General features: G+C 41.0%; 11 protein-coding genes. 4 read left to right on the top strand and 7 right to left on the bottom strand.

Features of this window, described 5'->3' with window-relative positions; translation table 11 throughout:
* Positions 1 to 19 precede the first annotated feature (19 nt).
* From DW640_RS20945 to DW640_RS20915, 7 genes are all read right to left on the bottom strand, one after another.
* Positions 20 to 1,324 carry a DUF4995 domain-containing protein gene (locus DW640_RS20945; protein ID WP_117578911.1) on the bottom strand — a complete coding sequence of 435 codons (1,305 nt, stop codon included), beginning with the start codon at positions 1,322 to 1,324 and terminating at the stop codon, positions 20 to 22.
* A gap of 184 nt (positions 1,325 to 1,508) precedes the next feature.
* The gene (locus DW640_RS20940; RefSeq protein ID WP_008766873.1) at positions 1,509 to 3,182 is read right to left on the bottom strand and encodes a RagB/SusD family nutrient uptake outer membrane protein; all 1,674 of its coding nucleotides are present in this window, start codon (positions 3,180 to 3,182) and stop codon (positions 1,509 to 1,511) included.
* A gap of 17 nt (positions 3,183 to 3,199) precedes the next feature.
* Positions 3,200 to 6,343 carry a TonB-dependent receptor gene (locus DW640_RS20935; protein ID WP_055229009.1) on the bottom strand — a complete coding sequence of 1,048 codons (3,144 nt, stop codon included), beginning with the start codon at positions 6,341 to 6,343 and terminating at the stop codon, positions 3,200 to 3,202.
* A 24-nt stretch (positions 6,344 to 6,367) separates the two neighbouring features.
* Complete coding sequence (locus DW640_RS20930) at positions 6,368 to 8,548, bottom strand: surface glycan-binding family protein (RefSeq protein WP_055229008.1); 2,181 nt, start codon at positions 8,546 to 8,548, stop codon at positions 6,368 to 6,370.
* Positions 8,549 to 8,566: 18 nt separating this feature from the next.
* Positions 8,567 to 10,675: a heparin-sulfate lyase HepC gene (hepC, locus tag DW640_RS20925; protein WP_055229007.1), complete on the bottom strand. Its 2,109-nt coding sequence runs from the start codon at positions 10,673 to 10,675 to the stop codon at positions 8,567 to 8,569.
* 424 nt (positions 10,676 to 11,099) lie between these two features.
* Complete coding sequence (locus DW640_RS20920) at positions 11,100 to 15,161, bottom strand: two-component regulator propeller domain-containing protein (RefSeq protein WP_008760378.1); 4,062 nt, start codon at positions 15,159 to 15,161, stop codon at positions 11,100 to 11,102.
* A gap of 170 nt (positions 15,162 to 15,331) precedes the next feature.
* Entirely contained in the window at positions 15,332 to 16,702 is a 1,371-nt protein-coding gene (locus DW640_RS20915) for a TrpB-like pyridoxal phosphate-dependent enzyme (RefSeq protein ID WP_008760379.1), read from the bottom strand.
* 145 nt (positions 16,703 to 16,847) lie between these two features.
* Here DW640_RS20915 and DW640_RS20910 point away from each other — a divergent pair, with 145 nt between their 5' ends.
* The 4 genes from DW640_RS20910 (at position 16,848) to DW640_RS20895 (ending at position 22,542) form a co-directional block, all read left to right on the top strand.
* Entirely contained in the window at positions 16,848 to 18,677 is a 1,830-nt protein-coding gene (locus DW640_RS20910) for a TrkH family potassium uptake protein (protein WP_008760380.1), read from the top strand.
* Between the two features lie 4 nt (positions 18,678 to 18,681).
* On the top strand, positions 18,682 to 19,368 hold the full coding sequence (locus tag DW640_RS20905) for a TrkA family potassium uptake protein (RefSeq protein ID WP_008760381.1): 687 nt from the start codon (positions 18,682 to 18,684) through the stop codon (positions 19,366 to 19,368).
* A gap of 28 nt (positions 19,369 to 19,396) precedes the next feature.
* On the top strand, positions 19,397 to 20,428 hold the full coding sequence (locus tag DW640_RS20900) for an endonuclease/exonuclease/phosphatase family protein (RefSeq protein WP_055271179.1): 1,032 nt from the start codon (positions 19,397 to 19,399) through the stop codon (positions 20,426 to 20,428).
* A 1,022-nt stretch (positions 20,429 to 21,450) separates the two neighbouring features.
* The gene (locus tag DW640_RS20895) at positions 21,451 to 22,542 is read left to right on the top strand and encodes a hypothetical protein (protein ID WP_016268184.1); all 1,092 of its coding nucleotides are present in this window, start codon (positions 21,451 to 21,453) and stop codon (positions 22,540 to 22,542) included.
* The last annotated feature ends 343 nt before the right edge of the window (positions 22,543 to 22,885 follow it).

The following is a 22,885-nucleotide window of genomic DNA, read 5'->3' as shown; positions in this document are numbered from 1 at the left end:
TTGAATTTTCTCAGCTATGTTACTTAATAACTCTCACCTCTCCATTCTCCACTCTCAACTTCTTCAAGTCCATGAATCTCTTCAATGCTTCCAGATAGTAGTAGTCAGCATAATTCAGCGGAGTATCGATTTCAGAACCGTTAGGCAATGATCCGACAGAGTGCATTAGGATGAATCCCTGGTTTTCGCCGACTTTGGCAAGGTATGCGTCGCTTGAAAGGCTTTTCAGAATTTTTTCTGCATAATCCAGATATTTCTTTCCGTCGGGTACCATTGTGCTAAGTTCAATGAATCCTGCGGCTGTTACAGCAGCAGCCGAAGCATCGCGTGGAGTCTCTTCGGTGACAGGAGCATCGTAGTCCCAGTAAGGAATTGCATCGTCTGTTTTCACGCGCTCCATGATCATGTCGGCTATGTTTACGGCAAAGTTCAGGAAGGTAGTGTCATTTGTTTCGCGGTAGCAGGAAGTGTATCCGTATACAGCCCAAGCCTGTCCGCGCGACCATGAAGAATCGTCGTTTTTACCCTGGTGAGTCTGTTTGCGTTCTACTGTGCCGTCGTTGTTATAGCTTACTACATGCCAGCAAGTATAGTCAGGACGGAAATGATTTTTCATCGTAGTGATAGCATGCTTGATAGCGACATCCTTGTATTTGTTGTCGCCTGTCCATTTGCTTACAGTGAACAGAAGGTCCAGATTCATCATGTTATCGATGATTACCGGGAAGTTCCAGCTGCCAAAGTCCCATGAACGGATGGCTCCGATTGAATCGTTGAAACGTCCGCTCAGGTTATCGGCAGTTTCTTTCATGACAGCTTTGATGGTATCGTTAGGAGCCAGACGCTCAGCGTTTCCGTAGCTGCAGTTGATCATAAATCCCAAATCATGTGTACCTTTATAATAGCGTACCGGATTCAGCAGGTTTGTATATTGAATGGCATCCGCTTTCAGTGTATCATTTCCGGTCAGTTCGTATGCGTACCACAGTGATCCGGGGAAGAAACCGCTTGTCCAGTCGTATACTACACATAAACGGCGTTTGCCCATTTGTTCGGCAGTAGGTTGCGGACGAAGTGAGTCCTGAAAAGTAGAAGGATCTCTTTCTAATTGGCGGCAGAGGAAATCCATGTCATATCCGGTGCGGATTGAACGTGGAAGCTGACCGGTTCCGTCAATTTCTTCTGCTGTGAGTTGTAACTGGGCAGAAGCTACATCCAGCCCTTTCTTAATCCAACTGTAGTCTTCCTTTGGAGTTGTCTGGCACGATGCAAGTGCAATGGCAACCGAAGCAAAGAGAACAAGTTTCTTTTTCATGTTATTCATTTTAAGTGATTGTTTTTAGAAGTTTTGTAACTGATGCAAAAGTAGATGAATGGGTTTAAATTATGTGATAGGATTGTTTAAAAGGCATTCAATACCTGCTTTTCTAGTTTTGAATTTGTCGAAAATGATTTTAATATTCTCCAATATGCCGTGTCACAAGCATATTGGAGAGAGTTTTATTCAGTTACCATTTGGGATTTTGATTAAATTGGATGCACAAGTCCATGTCTCGTTGTGGAATAGGGAACAGCTCATGTTTGCCTTCTTCTGTATAAGTGGCTACTGAATAATTTGGTGATCCTGTACCTTCCCACCAATAACCTAATTCTTTAGCGGTCGCTTGCACTGTTTTATAATAAATACCCCAACGGATTAGGTCTTGACGACGGTGTCCTTCAAATGATAATTCATAACTGCGTTCTTTGCGGACTGCTTCACGAAAACTTGTTTCATCGAGTCCTTGTGGCAGATCGCATGCGCTTGTGTTACTTGGATTGCCATAACCGCGGCGACGTACGGCATTGATTGCATTATATGCCTCAGCATCGGGACCATGTTTCCATTCGTTTAATGCTTCTGCATAAAGCAATAATACGTCTGCATAGCGTAAGAAATACCAGTTCACATTAGATTTATCATTGTTGATGAAACTATTTGTTGTTACATACTTCTGAATATCCCATTTTGCAGGAGTATAGTTTTGCTTATTTTTCTGAGCTTTAGTAGGATCAGCATCTTTCTCTGCTGCACTTTCATCTGTATCACTGGCACCGGCTACCCAAAGAGATTTTTTTGTGTCAGTATATTGGTAGTTGGCTATAGATAAATCACGACGGATATCCGATACATCTTCTCTCCAGTCAAGCACAAATGTATGAACTACTTTTACGTTAGCTGCACAACTTCCGCGTACACCTGCAATAGCGGTTGTTTTAACTCCGTTCCACTTACCGATACGTCCTACCGGATCACTGTTGCCTGATACTGTCGGTGAGTAAAATGATATTTCAATCAAACTTTCAGTCGGGTCCCAAGTGCCATTACAGGTATTCTTCCATAGTTGTTCGTAATCTTTCAACAGTCCATGTTTGCCGGATTCTACCAAAATGCGTGCGGTTTTTGCAGCAGCTTCCCATTTGGATTCATCCTTTACCGGATAGCCAGCCCAGGTAGCATAAACTTTGGTCAATAAGCCTAATGCTGCTCCTTTTGAGAAACGATAGTCGTTGCTTTCGCGATATTGGTCATCTGTCGCATATGGTAAAATGTCGCAAGCGTACAACAAGTCGTCTTCTATGTATTCGTATACCTTTTCTGGAGCTGATTGTACATATGTAGCCGGATTCTGATTTGACATCTGAGTACTTGTCATTAAGACAACATTTCCAAATCGGCGTACTAATTCAAAGTAGAACATACCTCTTAAAGCTCTCGCTTCCGCAATGTATAAGGTGGCGAGTTTTTTGTCAGTTGTAGTATATGATCCTATTTTATTTGAGATACGTTCCAGAAAATCATTTGCTCTGTAAATACCGGTATAAAGTGCTGCCCATGTTTGCTGTACTTCAGACTGAGTGGTTGGGAATGAGTTTGTCGGAATGATACGGAAATTTTCATTACCGCTACCTTCCACTTGTGAAATATCCGTTCCCAAGTTAAAGAGTATGGATAAGTAATATCCATACATGGCATCTAAAGTGTTTGTACGATAAACTCCAAGCAATACGTCTTTTGCTTCCTCCGCATTGTTCATGTAGTTTTTCTTTTCTACTTCAGTTCTGGTTTCTTCCTCAAGTGAACAAGAAAAAGGAAGCAAACACATTACCGACATTGCTATATAGTATATTATTTTTTTCATGTGATATGTTTTATGAATTAGAATTGAAGATCGATACCAAATGTAAATACTCTACTTTTTGGATAAGCACCCCAGTCCAGTCCCGGAGTCATCGGGGTATTGCTTGCGCTGTTTACTTCCGGGTCATAGCCGCTATATCCGCTTACGCAGAACAGATTCTGACCGGTTGCATATAAACGGAGTCTGGATACATGAAATTTACGAGTCCATTTGTGCGGCAAAGTGTATCCTAAAGTTACATTCTTCAGACGTAAGAATGATCCGTCTTCTATAAAGCGGGAATATACATCATTTACAATATATCCATCCTGTGAAGGAACCAGGTTGGAAGTATTTGTCGGGCTCCAACGGTCAGCTACTTCAGCCAGCATATTTCTACGTCCGTTTCTGGATTGTGTAGAATATAGACGAGTTGCATTATATATGTCATTGCCATAGTTGAACTGAAGCATGAAGCTGAAGTCGATACCTTTATAGTCAAATGTATTTGTAATACCACCAAACCATTTGGGCATAGCGTTACCAATTACCGTGCGGTCATTGGTCGTGATTATGCCGTCGCCATCTTGGTCTTTATATTTAACTACTCCTGGTTTCACAGTGCCATATCGTGCATTGTTTGTAACACCTTCTTTCAATATCAGTTGATTGTCTGGCGTAGTATAGAAGTCAGAACTTTGATAAACTCCATCGAATTCATATCCATAAATCAAGCCGAGTGATTGGCCTACAGTAGCAATATAATCATAAGCAGTAAAGTTGCTGTCGAATCCGGAGCGGGCGTACATCGATTCAACGCCTGAAGCTAATCCTTTTAATGTGTTTTTGATAAATGAAATATTGAAGTTGGTTTGCCAACTGAAATCACGTGTCTGAATATTAGTCGAATTTAAGCTTAGTTCAATACCCTTGTTCTGAATCTTACCGATGTTTTGCATCTGTGAATCAAATCCGGTAACATGGGCAAGTGACTGTGCTAATAATAAGTCTTTAGTGTTTTTGACAAAGAAGTCGGCAGTAACATTTAATCTGTTATCAAGAAAACCTAAGTCAACACCCAAGTTGATAGTGCTTGAACCTTCCCACTTCAAATTAGCGTTTTTCAGTTGTTTAGGAGTCAATACAGTTACCGTATTGTTGCCTACGCCATATTTACTAGCTTCGTAAAGATCCATAGAAAGGTAGTTGGAGATACGGTCATTGCCTACAATACCCCAACCCAAGCGAACTTTGAAGTTAGATACCCAATCAACATCTTTCATGAATGCTTCCTCGGAAACACGCCATGCGGCAGAAAATGAAGGGAAGAATCCCCATTTATTTTTGTTAGAGAAAACAGTAGAGCCATCAGCACGAACTGTTGCCGTCAGTAAATAACGGTTATCGTAGTTATAATTTCCACGTGCAAAGAATGATAGCAACATTTTTTCGCTATAGCTGCTTTCTACTTTACTAGGTGTTGCACCCAGACCAAGGTAATCATTTCCTAAGTTATCGAATGGGAAATCCATTGCTTCGCCTAGTAAATATTCAGTGCTTCTGAAAGAAACTTCATGCCCTAACATAACATCGTAGTTGTGTTTCTTAACCTTCTGTTTCCAAGTCAGATTATTGAAGTTCGTCCAACGTACGTCGCGTCCCATTTGTGTACGTCCATAAGGCTTCTGACCGTTACGATAAGCCTCCTTGGAACCATCTTTGTAGAAAATATTTGTACGGTTATTAGTGGTGTTATAGGTTCCGGCAGTTTTAAATGTCAATCCTTTAATAATCTGCCAGCTTATCGAACCATTACCAGACCACATTTCGGCGCGTTTGGTATTTGTTACTGATTCAGTTTGTTTCACTGGATTCACTTGTGCCAAGCTTTCGCCAGATTCGAGCATTTCAGGGTCAATAGCTGAATCAAGAAGTTCATCATCAGTCAGCTTTAATCCTCCAGTAGGACGGGCACTTAAAATCTGCGCTAACATATTGAAACGACCGGAGTCTGCGGATGTACCTACACCTTTACGGTTAGTCAGTGCATAATTGACGGTGATATTGAAAGACAAACTTTTACTTAACTTTTGGTCAAGGCGAAACTTTCCTGTAGTTTTATCGAAACCACTGTTCTTGAAAATACCGTTTTCAATATAGCGTGAGAATGATGCGTTGTATTTAGAATCATCTGTACCTCCCATGATTGACAAACTATGGTCTTGTGACCAGGTAGGATTGAATGTTTCATCCTGCCAGTTAACACCTTTAACACCCATATAGTCATCAAGTGACTGATAACGGTAGGGAATATCATTATCGTCATTTCCCGGCTTGAAGTAGGAGTCTGAATATTTTGAATTAACTTCTCCTTGTAACTTAACAAATTCGTATGGGGAAAGAACGTCTAGCTTTTTAGATATTTTACGATAACTGGCTGAACCATTGTAGGTAATTGTCGGTCTTCCAGTTTTACCGGATTTGGTTGTGATTAATACCACGCCATTAGCGGCACGCGCACCATAGATAGCGGAAGAAGAAGCATCTTTTAAAACTTCAATAGATTCGATATCAGAGTTTGACAAATAGTCGATATCGTCTACTTCAAAACCATCGACAATATAAAGTGGAGAAGAATCTCCTGTCAATGTGCCGACACCACGAATATTGATGCTGAAGCCAGCGCCTGGAGTACCGTCAGTTGAAGTGATTTGCACACCGGCAATCTGACCTCCTAATGCGCCTGCTACAGAACTTGTCTTGAAGCCTTCTACATCTTTGGCGGCGATAGAAGCTACGGAACCTGTCAGGTCACTGCGTTTCATAGTACCATAACCTACTACAACCACTTCATCTAGTGTCTGATTGTCAGGAATCATCTTTACGTTAAGCGGCGATTGACCTGTGAATTTAATTTCCTGTGTCTTATATCCAATATATGAGAATGTAATAACCGCACCTTTATTAGCTTTGATTGTGTAATTTCCATCAAAGTCGGTTATACTTCCCGTTGCGGTTCCCTTAACCTGAACAGTTGCTCCAATGAGAGGAGTATCTGTTTCATCTACAATAACACCTTTTACAGTAGCGTTCTGGGCATGTAAGCTGATCGATATGATCAGTGCCAAGAGGGTGAACAACCCTCTTGCGCTAATTGATTTTATTATATTTGTATAGTACATAACGTGTATTTTTGCATGTATTTATTAGAACTTAGTATCAAACCAAATAAATATCGGAGAAACCCGTGCCCCGCTTGTTGCAGCTTGTGGATCTTTTCCGGTGACGTCATAGGTTATCTGACCAATCATGGCCCCGTTAGCGTAGCCGTCTTTGTTGCGCCACAGATTTGGGTTAATGTGTACTTTGAAGTCTGTCTGGTCAATGTAACCTAACGCTTTGCTTAAATTAGTAGTGTTTTCAAAGTAAGACATCGGTTTTCTGGATGTACCGGCTGTCGCATCATAAGAATTCCACATTTCCGATAAGAAGTTATCTACTTTTTGTGCCAATGCCCCGCTTATATGTGAATCCGGACCTGCTATATTATAGTAGAAGAAGTCACGGCGATAGTCTAATCTGAATGTAGATTTATCTATACCTGCTCCTAAACTTGGAGCTATTGACTCACCACCTCTTGCCGGATTTACCTGGAAGACAAACGGAGTATACTCTAATTGTACATTACTGTCTGAAATCATTGAGAAATGGAAAAATACAGGTTGTTTTACAGAAACTGCCGTTTTTCCTTCTCCGGCTGTTGCGGTAACCATTACCATGCCACATTGTCCTTGTTTTAATCCGGTTATTGTAATCTGTCCGGTAGATTCATTAATAGTCGCTTTTGTATTATTGGGATTATGTTTCAATTCTACTTCCCACTTTAGTGAAGACAAACCATCTTTGGCATCTGTTGCTGTTGGAACCGGTTTTACAGAGTTAAGTTTACCGCCTGCCTCAATTCTGAATTGATCGGCATAGTTTTCAATAGGAGTTAATCCGAGGTTATTTCCGTAGCGGAAATAAGTAAAATAGTTCGGATTTGCTGTGATTGTTAATGTAAATGTAGCAGTCTCTGAACCTTTGGTATTGGTAGCCATAACCTGAACTGTATATTGCCCGACAGGAATTTTGTTTCCCTTCTTAATGGCGATGTTTCCATTCAGATCAAGAGCTAATTCACCTTGAAGGTCAGTTGGCAGATTTACAAATTCATATTTCACTTCATCACCTTTGAAATTCTCATTTTTGTTAATGTCGATTTCTACAGCTTGTACATTGTTTACATCAGCGTATCCGAAGTTAGCTATCGGTTCTATAAATTCAACTGTATTTAGTGTGAATACATTCTCGAATACTACGCCTTCTGGGGAAAATTCATTGATAGCCTTCACACTGATTTGATATTTTTCTCCATCCTTGAATTCATGATGAGCCGCTACAGACAATACGCCCGTTGTCGGATCAATTGTGATTTTATCCGTATTCGGACTAACTGAACTGATACTGTATACAAGCCCTTCCGCAGAACCTTTTAATGCGGGAATATTACTTTGGAAAGTGGTCTCAGGACTACGCTCTCCTTCTTCCTCTATTTTTCCTTCATCAGGAGTGTATATTAATGAAAGTGGGCGGGAAGTTACATTGATTTCCAGCGCATTCTCGAAAATTCCTTTTTCAGGATCCTCTCCAGTTGCGGCAGTTGTCAGTTTGAATGATAGGATGTACTTACCAGGCTGAATGTTTTGATTTCCTTTGATGATGGAAATTTCACCTTTATCTGATACGGCAAAGTAGTCTTCGGGACTTTCTACTGCAACTCCATTCCACATTGCAGAAGCAATGGTGTAGTTTGAAATAGAAATATGATTTCCTTCAGTTCTAATTTGAGAGGTGGGCAGTTCATTGCTGTTTTCTGTGTCGATAATATCTGCATATTCTACCTGCAGTTTCTCCGGATCTGTTTTGATTCCATCAGGCACAGGTTTCATCATGTTGATTTCCACAATGTCGGTATATTCATATCTGTTATTGTTGGAATAACATGCGACAGATAGTTTGTATAGGCCGACAGGAGTATTGCTTGTACTATTTAAAGTGATTTTTCCTGTTTCCGAATCAATGGCGAAGATGCTATCGGAAAACGGTTCTCCATCAAGAGTGATTCTGGTAATGGCAAAATCGTATGGAGCACTGCCTTTGTAAGTCGGGCTACTGATAACTCCTGTCATAGATGGACCGATATCAGTCATTCCTGTATAATAAATGGTAAACTTCGTAGAGTCAGTAGTTTCTGTATCCGAACAGGAACTATTGACTATTGTCACTGCAATTACTATGAGGACTCCTAGTAATCTTGAAGTAATGTTTAGTAATTTAGATCTCATATTTTAAGAGTTATTAGTTTATAAGGTATAAGATAATGTATGTGTCTCTCCATTCACACTTACTTCTACAGAAGCGCTGTTTTCGAAATATCCGCTATCTATGAATTTGGCTGAGATACTGGATGTATCAGTACTTCCATTGACTGGAAGGATAACTGTAATATAACGTGCGGTTTCATCAGCACTCTTATTCATATCGATGGTGTAAGATTGACGTGTGTTGTAAGCCCCGTCTACGAGATAGGCTATACGTCCCGTGAATGGAGAACAGGTTACTGCTTTATTGGCAAAAGTGCGGACTATAATGTTATTATTATTGCTGAATGCTGTATGGACTCCATTTTTATCTGTATCCATAACAACTTCGCTGGCAGTGCCTTCGCAAAGATTGAAACTTAGATTAATAGTACCTTCTGCATTTCCAATACCTTCATCTACTAATACAAAGAATTTTTTGTTTACGTAAAAGACTGCACGACGGTGCTTTAAGTTATCATATCCTTGATTCTCAAATACAACTAATTCAGTCGCTCCTTCCTCTGATTTCAACAGTTTGCCTGCTGCTTTTTTGATATTCTGTTTTCCGATTGATAAAGTATTGTGTTTATCGATACCACGGAACCAGTAACGTAAGTCATTGTCTCCACCGCTGGTATAATAAGTACACACACCTGAATCAGGGAAAAAATTTCGTCCGTTATGGTATAGTTCGAAAGTACCATTATCTGGCTGGTTATGACTATAGGCACTAAGTGAATTAGAAGCATCATTACTCTTGTTATTGCTTAAAATCATGACTGTAGAAGCCGGTGTCCAACCATTTCGTAATACATAATATCCTGCCTGGTCGAATAGCTTCATATCATTATTGGGGGTACGTCCCTGTGCTGTTCCACCATTCCCGGCAGTTTGCATATATTTCAATTCTTCACTATCCGGGAACATTTCCACATATTGCTTAAAGTTCGTATTTTTAAGGACATTACGTGTCCGGCTCCATGAGTCGTTGAACATTGGGACCACATTATCGGAACCCTTGATAAAGTAATTAGGATATGTGAAGTACATCACTACTTCTGCTGCTTTACGCAGTGGTTCTGTAAAATCTGACGGCAATTTACTGGAGAGTTGGTTTGCCTCTGCTAATTTCATAGCCTCGTAGAAATCCGCAACGATACCGATATGATAGTGGAGCGACATTTCCTTGTGCCATCCGTCACTCATAATTTGATTTTGTACTTCTTCGCTAAGTATCTGATATCCTGTATTCATCCATTTCTCCGCATTCTTAAATTCCGGCATTAACGTTCCGGCAGTAGCCAATGCATTCGCTTGTGATATAAGTATGTTACCTCCTGATTCATACGGATAATCTACGAGAAAATCTGCTTGTTCTGCAAATTCTACCAAGAATGTAGAAAGCCATTCCGGAGTAAAATTAACAGAGTTCTTGAAGTATTCAAGCAATTGTACCTGGTCACCGATACGGGTAGATACCTGTAACTGCCACCATGAGGTAGTATTAGGTCCTGTTGTAGGCTTCGGATTGTTTTCTATCCAATTCTTATATACCTCAATCCATGATTGAATGTATTTCTCATCTCCACTTACACGGTAAGCTTTGGCTTGGGGGATGAACCACTGATGGCGATGAAGTTGTTTCTGATATTCATCAGATGCATCTTTCGGTGAATACTCCCAGTTTATACCTCCGTCTTGTTTTACTGAATAGGGTTTCAAGGTTTCCTTATCTTCATAGAAGTTGTTAACATGAAAGCGATAATCTACCAGTGCATAATCAGCTTTTGCCTGCTCTGCTTCTGAGATCGTCACATTAATTAAAGATAAGTTCGGATTAGTAACATTGGTTCTCGTTCTATAGTATTCCAATAAAGCATTGGCTGCATAATAATGTTCGCCTGCCTCGTAGAATTCTTTAACTTTTTCCAGTCCGGGGTAGTTGAGGTTAATAGCCTCGAATACTTGAGGATCAACAACATCGTTTGGTTTGGCATCAGGAAGCAGATCTATATCTACATTCCCTCCGGTTAATAGATCATCATCATCGTCTGCGCATCCACTAAATGCGAATAGCGCACAAAAGCAAATAAAGAAGATGTTCTTCATACTTTATTAGGTTTTATAATTATTAAAAGTGTTATTTTACTGTTGCAAATGTAGCCTCATTAATTAGATTCTTTAATTTAGGTTGTTCATACTTTGTTCAAAAATGATTTTTTTGATATCAAATTTGTTGAGACATATGTTGTTTTTGTTTAAAAGAGCTGTTTATCTCCTGTATTTTAGTTTTTTATGTGTCATAATGTTATGGATTGTAATATGATATGGAATAGGTTCTGTACAATTTAGGTTGTTTGGATGGATGATTTTAAAGTCCGTCATCATTCAATAAAAGAAGAAAAAAACGTGTTTTGAGGTATAATAGTGCGATACCAAATGTGGTATATGGTACAAGGCAGGTGCATTTTTCTTTCGGAAAAAGACAAAAAACACGATTGCTATAAAAGACTCTATACTGTATGTCTAACTACTATCCTTTTGATTTCTTGATATACTCCGTAGGTAAGCATCCGAAGTACTTCTTGAAACTGGTGGCAAAATATGACGGTGTATTGAATCCTACCATAGTACTGACTTCCGCTACCGTATATCGTCCGTCTTTCAGTAGCTTGGCCGCTTCATTGAAACGAATCTTACGGATAAAGTCAATGGTTGATTCTCCGGTAATTGCTTTTAGTTTCAAATGCAGATTAGAACGGCTCATGTTCATTTCTCTGGCGAATTCGTCGGTAGAGAATTCGATGTTATCCATATTCTTTTCCACAATCGCCATGGCACGTTTCAGCAAGGCTTCATCCATTGCATTGAATGTGATTTTCTCAGGTTCTACTTCCAATGATTTGGCGTACTTATCGAGCATCCGTCTGCGTGTACGCATCATGTTCTGTATCTTGGTTGTCAGGATGGCAAGAGAGAATGGTTTGGGGATATAGTCATCCGCACCCATTTGCAGACCTTCCATCTGATCTTTGATATCAGTCTTTGCGGAGAGAATAATAACCGGGATATGGCAAGTCCGGATATTTTGTTTCACGTTCTTGCATAGCTTGATACCATCCATAACCGGCATCATGACGTCGGTGACAATCACATCCACTTCGTTGTCTTTCAGTTTTTCCAGTGCTTCTTCACCGTTCCCGGCTTCCAGTGTGTTGAACAAATCCGCCAGTCCGTTACTCAGGTAACGGCGGATTTCGTTATTATCTTCTACGATCAGAATTGTTCCGCGTTTCTTATCACCGGATTCCACAGATTCGTTTTCCACTTTCTCCGTGTCGATGAAATACATTGCTTTCGAATTGGTAGAATACACTTGCTCTTCTTCATTCTGTTCGTTATTGGAAGCTAACTCGGAAGGTTTGTAAACCGACAGATCCTGTGGCAGATAGACAGAGAATGTACTGCCTTTGTTTTCTTCGCTGTCCAGTTCGATACGCCCATGATGAAGTTCTATCAGACGTTGTACTAACGAAAGTCCGATACCACTTCCTACGTGCTCACTTTCTATCTGATAGAAACGTTCGAATATCTTTCCCTGTTTGTTGATAGGGATACCTATGCCTGTATCGCTGACTTGTAGCAATAGCCAGCCGTTCTCCTCTTTCAGAGTTACGGTAATGCTTTGCCCGCTTTCCGTATATTTAAAGGCATTGGAAAGGAGGTTGTTTACTATCAGTTCCAGATAGTTGGCATCAAAAAGAACTTCTTTGTCTTCCAGTTCAGAGTGTAGAGTATAAGTAATCTTTTTGTGGCGTGCCAGTTTATCGTAGAAAAGGAAGTTGTCCTGTATCAGTTGATGAGCGTTTCCTTTTTTCGCTTTTAGTTCGAACACTCCGAGTTCAGCACGGCGGTAGTCCATCAATTGGTTGACCAGATGCAGCAGGCGGTTTGCATTCCGTTGGATATATTCCAGTTGGTTGCGTGTCCATCGGTCGCTGATTTTGTTAATGATCTCTTGCAGGGGAGTCAGAATCAGCGTCAAAGGTGTACGAAGTTCATGCGAGATGTTGATGAAGAAACGCATCTTCATCTGATTGATTTCTTCCTGATGTTCTTTGTCTCTGCGTTCTATTTCAAGCTGGGCTTCCATACTTTTGCGCATCCAGAAGAAGCGGAAAACAAAAGTGATGAAGCCTGCGAAGGTTGCGAAGAAGATGAGTAGTGCCCACCAAGTCTTATACCAGATCGGCAGAACGATAATCTCCAATGCTGTAGGGATAGGATTCCATTTGCCGTCGCTGTTGGCTGCTTTGACAAGGAACTGATAGGTTCCCTGTGGCAGGTTAGAGTAGGAGACGGTGCGGCTGTCCGTCAGATAATACCATTCCTTATCATAACCTTCCAGCTTATAGGCGAAAGTATTATGTTGTCCTGAGATATAATTGGATACCACGAACTCAATGGAAAAAGCTGTTTGCCAGGATTTCAGTGTGATACTTTTCGTTTCACTGATGTTCTTGGTCAGAATACCGGTCTCATCATCCGGGCGGACAACCTTATTAAACAGTTGCAGTTTGGTGATAACCACCGGAGGCGTATAAGGATTGTCGAGCAATAATTCCGGACGGAAAGTCGTGATTCCGTTGATACCGCCAAAATACATCTGTCCCACAGACGTACGACAATAAGAAGCGGTATTGAACTGATTGCTTTGCAACCCGTCCGACTCTGTAAAGTTACGGAATTTTTCAGTTTCCGGATTAAAGCAGGAAATCCCCCGGTTGGTACTTAACCAGAGTCTTCCGAAGGAATCTTCCAAAATACCGTATACTACGTTATTCGGCAGACCGTTGGTCGTGTTATACCGTTTGATCTGCTTGTCTTTTTCATTGAAACAATAAAATCCTTCGCGTGTACCTACCCAGATGATTCCGTTGGAAGCCTCGTAAATACAGTTCGTAAAGAGCTTCGTGACGTTGGAAACCGGAAGTATGGATGCTTTTTGTATATCCAGACCTTCTTGCTTAAAGACTGATAGTCCCTCTTCTCCACCGATCCATAAGCGTTTATGGGAGTCGCGGAATAGTGTCGTGATTTGTTTGGAGACGACTGGAGTACCATCTTTCTCTTTTTCAATCGTAGTAAAACTCCGTTGTTCCGGATTAAAACGAACCAGTGCACTGAGTGTTCCCAACCAAAGATTCCCTTCTCCGTCGGGAAGGATGGCATAGACATTCTCATTTACCAGCTGGCTGTTGCGTTGGTTAAAGTTTTCTACCTGACCGCTGTTGCGGTGAAGGATACTCAGTCCGCCGGCATGAGTACCTATATATACCAAAGATTTCTTTTCGTCTACATATACCGCCTTGATATTGTTGGAACCGATGCCTCTTGCACTTTCATCCTCTTGCAGTGTATAAGATGTAAATCGCTGTGTAATCGGATTATAAAGATTCAATCCTCCGTCATTCGTTCCTATCCACAGGTTTTTGTCTTTATCTTCGACAATACAGCTTACTACATTGTCGCTTAACGAGTTTTTATAAGGAATATTGCGGATATTCTTGAAGCGGTTCCGGATAGGGTGATAATAGTTCAGACCACCGAAATAAGTTCCCAGCCACATACCGCCCTGAGAATCCATAAAGATACTGCGCACCGAACGTTGTGACAGACTGCCGTTTTCTACGGGGTTACTGCTGTACGAGGCAAAAGAATCAGTACCTTCATGATAAATATTCAAGTCGTTGAAAGTTCCGATCCATAAACGGTTTTGTGAATCCATTGCCAGTGAGCGGATGTAATTGGAACTGATACTCTTCGGGTTGGAAGGAGAATGCAGATAATTCTTTATTTCCTTCGTTTTCGGATTAATCAGGAACAGTCCGGCTCCTTCGGTTGCCACCCAGATGCGGGTAGGGGATTGCTGAAGAATAGCCTGAATCTGTTTAGTCCCTAAAATGGGGATCACTTTTTCAAAAGTTTTCTGAGTAATAGAGTAAGTATAGAGTCCGTCGGTCGAAGTTCCGATATAAATTTGGTCACCCTGTCTGTAAAGAGTGGAGGCGATTGTCTTATGCATCGCTGTGCTGAAAGAATCATCTATAAATTTGGATTCTTTGATATCGAACATGATCAGCCCTTCCGGAGTACTGATAAGTAACTGTTCCGGTGAAATCTCTTCGATACCGTTAACTTGCAAATGTTTCCCATTCTTTTCATAGAAGAAGTTCTGGAATATGTCTTTTTCCTCATCATAACGGGACAAACCATCACGTGTACCAATCCATACCCGTCCCTGACTGTCTGTTTTTACAATACGGGAGATGTCGTTGGCGATACTGTTCGGGTCATCCTCATTATGCTGATAAACCGTAAATGCATATCCGTCGTATTTGTTAACTCCGTCATAAGTGGCAAACCACATATTGCCCCTTTTATCCTGATCGATGGAGAACACCGTACTTTGTGATAGTCCCTCATTGATGGAAATATAGGAAAATGTGATTTGTTCCGGAGTTTCAGAAAAGGCGGAATGCATTCCTAAGCATAGGAAAAACAAGTAGATTACTATCTTCTTAAGCTTGCTCATTATTAGTTCACGAGATTAATAATGACGCCAAAGATAGTAATTTCCTTTAAATACCCCATGAATAAAGTACAAAAGACTGTATTCTTTTGGATAGTTTCGTAGAGATAATAAATAAGCCCGGCATCATACCGGGCTTTTATGCTTACAGAATTCGGTTCAGAAACCGGGGCTTACTTGGATAAGTCTCCTATTTCATCCAGATTCTTCTGAATATCTTCGTCAGTCAGTGCGTAGTTCACTAAATCGCCTGCCAAATATTTGTCATAAGATGCCATATCGATCAGACCGTGTCCGGACAGGTTGAACAGAATCACTTTCTCTTCTCCTGTTTCCTTGCACGCCTTTGCTTCGCGTATAGCGGCAGCAATCGCGTGACTGGATTCCGGTGCCGGAATAATACCTTCCGCCTGTGCGAACAGACAGCCGGCTTCGAAAGATTCCAGTTGCTGGATATCTACCGCTTCCATCAGATTGTCTTTCAGTAATTGGGAGACGATGACGCCTGCACCGTGATAGCGAAGACCGCCTGCATGGATATGGGCAGGAGCGAAGTTGTGTCCTAATGTAAACATCGGGAGCAGCGGAGTATATCCGGCTTCATCACCGAAGTCATATTGGAATTTACCGCGGGTCAGCTTCGGGCACGAAGCAGGTTCGGCAGCAACGAAACGCGTTTTCTTTCCTTCCAGGATGTTGTGACGCATGAATGGGAAAGAGATACCTCCGAAGTTGGAACCGCCTCCGAAACAACCGATTACTACGTCCGGATATTCGCCCGCCATTTCCATTTGCTTTTCAGCTTCCAGACCGATGATGGTCTGGTGGAGAGTAACGTGGCTGAGTACCGAACCAAGAGTGTATTTACAGTTGGGAGTCATTTGTGCAAGTTCGATAGCTTCCGAGATGGCTGTACCCAGAGAACCCTGATAGGTGGGGTGAGCCGTCAGGATATCTTTTCCCGCACGGGTAGACATAGACGGAGAAGGAGTGACCTGTGCGCCGAAAGTCTGCATAATGCTGCGGCGGTAAGGCTTTTGTTCGTAGCTGATCTTTACCTGATAAACTGCGGCTTCGAGACCAAAAACTTTGGCAGCATAAGAAAGGGCGGCTCCCCATTGGCCCGCACCGGTTTCGGTAGTAACGTTCGTGACGCCTTCTTCTTTGCAATAATATGCCTGAGCCAGCGCAGAGTTCAGTTTATGAGAACCGATCGGGCTGACACTTTCGTTCTTGAAATAGATATGTGCCGGAGTTCCGAGCGCTTTTTCCAGTCCGTAAGCGCGTACAAGCGGCGTACTACGATAATATTTATACATTTCGCGTACATCTTCCGGTATTTCGATCCATGCGTCAGTCTGGTTAAGCTCCTGATGACACAGTTCTTTGGCAAAGATTGGATACAGATCTTCCGCTTTCAGCGGCTGTTTTGTTCCCGGGTGCAACGGCGGCATTGGCTTGTTCACCATATCAGCCTGAATGTTGTACCAGTAATGTGGAATTTCTTCTTCCGGTAGGATATACCGTTTTCTTTTGTCACTCATGTTATTGTGGTTTATTAGTTTTCTGCTGCCAAAAGTAGGCAAAATTTTTAATATTCGTGTAATTTTGTCAACAAAGAATCGAATTCGATTGTTATTTTAGTTAAGTTTGCACGGCATAGCAAATACGACAATAAAAAAATGTGATATGAAGATTTATCATAAATTTCTGTTATATCAGAATAAGCTTCTCAAGCCCTATGTACGTATCCTGCTGGGGTTGGTAGAAGCACTCACTTATCTGGCATCTCTGTTGTTGATTGTCGGAGTGGTTTACGAACATGGTTTTCCATTGTCCCCGGTCGAGGTACAGCAGATACAGATCTTGTATAAAGCCGTATGGATTATCTTTTTAATTGATGTCACCCTGCATATTTCGCTGGAATACCGGAATACGAAAAAGCAATATCGAAGGCTGGCATGGATATTGAGCGTATTGCTTTACCTAACTTTGGTTCCCGTCATCTTCCATCGTCCGGAAGAAGAGGGAGCAATTCTGCAAGTCTGGGAATTCCTTCACGGGAAGTTTTATCATTTAATATTATTGTTGGTTTTTTCTCTGCTGAACCTGTCCAATGGCTTGGTGCGTCTTTTAGGACGCCGTACGAATCCGTCTTTGATACTGGCTGTCAGCTTTATGGCTATTATTCTGATCGGGACGGGATTGCTGATGCTTCCACGATGTACGGTCAATGGCATCACTTGGGTCGATTCTCTGTTTACAGCCACCAGTGCCGTCTGTGTGACGGGCTTGGTGCCGGTAGACGTATCCACCACTTTCACCACCAGCGGACTTGTAGTCATTATCCTGCTCATTCAGATCGGCGGACTGGGAGTGATGACATTAACCAGTTTCTTTGCCATGTTCTTTATGGGAAATACTTCCATTTACAATCAGCTCGTTGTCCGTGATATGGTCAGTTCCAATTCGTTGGGGTCGTTACTGTCCACACTACTATATATCCTTGGATTTACATTGGTCATCGAAGGCATTGGCATGGTGTCCATCTGGTTCAGCATTCACGATACGCTTGGGATGAATCTGGAAGAGGAACTGGCTTTTGCCGCCTTCCATTCCATTTCGGCTTTCTGTAATGCGGGTTTCTCCACACTTTCAGGCAATTTAGGAAATTCGATGGTGATGACCAACCACAACTGGCTGTTCATCTCCGTCTCTTTACTGATTATCTTGGGCGGTATCGGCTTTCCGATTCTGGTTAATTTCAAAGATATCGTATTATACCATTTGCGCCATTTCTGGACGTTTGTGCGTACCCGCAAACTGGAAAGACATAAGATGCAGCACCTCTACAATCTGAATACGAAAATCGTATTGATCATGACTTTCCTGCTTTTGCTGATCGGTACACTGGCCATTGCTGCTTTTGAGTGGAATGCCTCTTTTGCCGGTATGTCTGTGGCCGATAAATGGACGCAAGCATTCTTTAATGCGACCTGTCCGCGAACGGCTGGGTTTAGCAGTGTCGATCTGGCATCATTGAGCGTGCAGACGCTGTTGGTTTATCTCTTCCTGATGTGGGTCGGCGGCGGTTCGCAGTCTACGGCAGGCGGTGTCAAAGTGAATGCTTTTGCAGTGGTAGTGTTGAACCTTGTAGCTGTATTGCGGGGAAGTGAACGGGTGGAGGTCTTCGGCAGGGAATTGTCTCATGACTCTATCCGGCGTTCCAATGCGACGGTCGTCATGTCGCTGGGCGTATTGTTTCTCTTCATCTTCATATTGAGCATACTCGAACCGAAAGCCTCTTTGCTGGCACTGACCTTTGAATGTGTTTCCGCCCTTAGTACGGTAGGATCGAGCCTGAATCTGACGCCTCAATTGTGCGATGCCAGTAAATTGCTGGTATCGTTGCTGATGTTTATCGGACGTGTCGGTCTGATTACGTTGATGCTGGGCATCGTCAAGCAGAAAAAGAATACAAAATACCGTTATCCGAGTGATAACATCATCATAAACTAACATCATGAAGTATATTATTATTGGTCTAGGAAATTACGGGCATGTACTTGCCGAGGAATTATCGGCATTGGGGCATGAGATCATTGGAGCGGACATCAGCGAAAGCCGTGTCGACTCAATCAAAGATAAGGTTGCCACTGCTTTTGTCATTGACGCTACGGACGAACAGTCGTTGTCGGTGCTGCCTTTGAATAGCGTAGATATTGTTGTTGTGGCGATTGGCGAGAATTTTGGAGCATCGGTACGTGTTGTCGCGTTGTTGAAGCAGAAAAAGGTGCCTCGTATTTTTGCCCGTGCCATTGATGCGGTGCACAAGGCAGTGCTTGAAGCGTTTAGTCTGGAGAAGATTCTGACACCGGAAGAGGATGCTGCCCGTAGCCTGGTGCAGTTGCTCGACTTTGGGGCGACGATGGAAGCGTTCCGTATTGATCAGGATTATTATGTCGTGAAGTTTACTGTTCCGAAGAAGTTTGTAGGATACTTTGTGAATGAGCTGAATATGGATGAAGAGTTTCATCTGAAACTGATCGCACTGAAGCGTGCGAACAAAGTCACTAATTGCCTGGGCATTTCTTTGATGGAGCGTCATGTCAAGAATGAGTTGCCCGGAGATGAGAAGGTGGAAGAAGGAGACGAACTGGTCTGCTACGGTAAATACCGTGATTTTCAGTCTTTCTGGAAAGCTATTTAAAGATACATCACGCTAAATAATAAATGAAATGCGATTAACCAACTTACTATTTACGACACTTTTACTATTTGTTTCCGTCTTTGCACGAAGTCAGAAGAGTAATGAATTTACAGTACTGCAATGGAATGTATGGCAGGAAGGTACGATGGTACCGGGAGGATATGACGCTATTGTCAATGAGATTGTTCGCCTGAAACCGGACTTTGTAACTTTCAGTGAAGTCAGGAATTACAATAAGACGAATTTCACAGCCCGCGTCTGTGCTTCGCTGAAAGAGAAGGGGCTTTCGTATTATTCTTTTTATAGTTATGACACGGGGCTGCTGAGCAAACATCCTATCACCGATTCCCTGACTGTTTTTCCCGAGAAAGACGATCACGGAAGTATCTATCGCCTGACCAGTTCGGTAAACGGGCATAAGGTAGCGGTTTACACGTCACATCTGGATTATCTGGATTGTGCATACTACAATGCCCGCGGCTATGACGGTTCTACCTGGAAGGAAATACCGTTGCCGGCATCGGTAGAAGAGATACTGAAAGTAAACGTTGCTTCCCAGCGTGACGATGCTATCCGTTTGTTTATCACTCAGGCTGAGAAAGACCTGGCAGCAGGGTATAAAGTGATTATCGGCGGTGACTTTAACGAACCGTCTCACCGTGACTGGATAGAAAAGAATAAAGATATGTACGATCACAATGGCTTCGTTGTGCCCTGGACGGTAACGACTTTGCTCGAAGAAGCCGGATTTGTAGATAGTTACCGCAAGATATATCCCAATCCCTTGACACATCCCGGCTTTACTTATCCTTCGGACAATCCGGCAAAAACTCCGGAGAAAATCACATGGGCTCCCAAAGCAGACGAGCGGGACCGGATCGACTTTATTTTCTATAAAGGCGAAGGACTGGATGCAAGGAAGGCGGTCATCTTCGGACCGAAAGGTTCTATTGTCCGCGCACAGCGCGTGCAGGAGACATCCAAAGATAAGTTCTTATTGCCGCTTGATGTATGGCCAACCGATCACAAAGGATTGTTGGTTACGTTTATCTGTAAATAATATCAGTAGCATCTATATTTTCTTCATCCTATATAAATAAAAACAAATATTATCTGTCACCTGTCACTGTTTTAGATGTAACAGGTTGATTTTTAGGTATAAATATGGTGACGGCAACGAGTGACAGCAGTGTGATGGCAGAATTTGCCGTCACGCTGTTGCCACTCGTTGTAGTTTATTTAGGGATATTCTGTAAATGTCCTTATTTTCTATAAATGAATAGGATAATATTAATTTTTAGAGATTTTTCTCTTCATTTTTTATATACAGATCTCAATTATTCTTCCTTTTTTTTTGATAATATTATTTACATATCTGTATCTTACATCCTGAAATCATGATGTAGGGGCCTGCCTTTTAGCAGGAAGTTAATAAACTTTTCCGTTTTTCATGTATTAGCGCTGATTATGCCGCCAGCCTTTTCTTCTTTTCTATCTTATGATTATACACACATGACTATAGCTACACGTTCAATCTGATATACGTAGTTTCCTAATGAGAATTGCGCATTGGGTGGCAACGAGTGGCACTAAATTTACGTTGAAAATACTAATACTAGTTAATCTTGAAGAAGTAGGCTGTGTTTTATAGCATGTACTGCTTATTTATTATATATTTGCAATAGTTATTTGGTATGAATGATTGTGAAGAATGCAATGATATGCACATATACTGTGAAATGAATGTTTTTATTTAACGCATTGCTATTGTGCTTGCTACTCAATTATTTGATTATAGTGTGCAAATGTTTAACTATACTAGTGTCTATATAAATGCTACCAGATAGATAGCTGGTTTTCATTTATTGGTTCTATATTTAAATTTTTAATATGGTCAAACAATTTGTTTATAGGGATTCTCTCGAAAAGAATCAATCCAATAATATTTTAGATAATATAAAGGTTTGTTCTAAAGGATTTTAGTATATAATGAATATTGACTCGTCCTGCAGACAAACCAATATACGCATAATTTAAATTAATTTGTAATCACCACTTAGACTAATTATAAAGCAATTATAAATGAAATCATTATTTTTAATTTTGTTTTTATCAGTTATGTTTATTTCTTGTAAGGATGATAATAACCTACGAGAAATTACTGACGACGAGAAGATTTTTGAATATATTGGATTAAAAGATAAAGCAAATGTAATAGAGGCCCAAGAAAAAGTTTGGAATACTTATGGGCGTCCTTATAGACCGTCTGTTCAAGTAGTTGATGGATATATTTACATAGCAACGTGGTCGGGGATATATCGAAAGCCAGCGAAGTCGTTGAATAACATGGACTGGGAAAAGTTTGCGTTCTCCGGTCTTCCAGTAATCCAGTTTGTTATGAAGGGGGATTCTATAATTGCAATTACAGCTTGCACTGACGAGAAGGCATTTGTGCTTTCAACAGATGGTGGAAAAACTTGTAAGGCGATAACGCCACCGGAGTTTTTAATTGAAGAGAATGAGTTAAAGGTCATACCTTACTCAATATCTCAAAACTCCCAAAATGCGAATTCACTATTGGCTTTGGTCGAACCTATTGGAGTAGTGAAATCGGTAAATTTTGGAAAAAGTTGGAAGACTATCAGTACTTTTTATGGCGGCTATCAGAATTGGTTTGTTGGATTTCATCCTCAAGACACTACAAATATTTACAATACAGGGGAAACTATGATATTTGAATCTTTTATTAATGCTTCTTGTAATGATGGGAAAGATTGGATAATACTTGAGAATGAAAGAAATAATTGTATACATCATATAGCTTTTGACCCAACTAATCCAAATATAATGATATATTCAGGGGAATATTTTTTAAAGAAAACTATAGATAAAGGTCGGATTTGGAATCCTGTTTTGAAGGATGATGTATATTTTTACAAAACAATTTATGATAAGAGAAATCCACAAATACTATATTCTACTGGAGTCACCCGTATTCCTAAAGAAGAACATAAATTTACAATTCATCATTCTACTGATGGTGGTGATACATGGTCTATACTTTATCAAGCCGATTTATTGGGTGTAGGTGGAATTATTGATATTGAACAATATGATGATATTTTAATACTTTATACTTATACTGATGGTATTTATATCTATCGAATCAAATGAATAATACTTCTCTTGGTCACTTTTATGCAAAATTTCCTAGAGGAAAATTTACAATACTTGCCCGTGCAAAGTACAATCAGTTAGGCAGAGAAGAAAGATGCTCCTTATCTAAGTTATAAATAGTGGCAAAATGTTAGGGTGTTCAGTTTGACATTCTTAATGCAATTGTTATCGTACTGTTAAATTCTTCTCTAAAATGAGAACATCAAACTGGGCACCCTAGAACTTTAGTAATATAAGAAGAACTGCGATCCGGCATTTACTGTAAATGGCGGATTAATGATAACAGTTTGAATATGTAGTGTACTGAATAAGTTGACACTTCAAAAATCGAAAATAAAGA

Origin of the sequence: Bacteroides sp. AM23-12, assembly GCF_003434395.1 — a bacterium.
Lineage (GTDB): Bacteria > Bacteroidota > Bacteroidia > Bacteroidales > Bacteroidaceae > Bacteroides > Bacteroides thetaiotaomicron.
The sequence above is the reverse complement of the archived record's forward strand: the minus strand, read 5'-3'. Positions and strand labels throughout refer to the sequence as shown.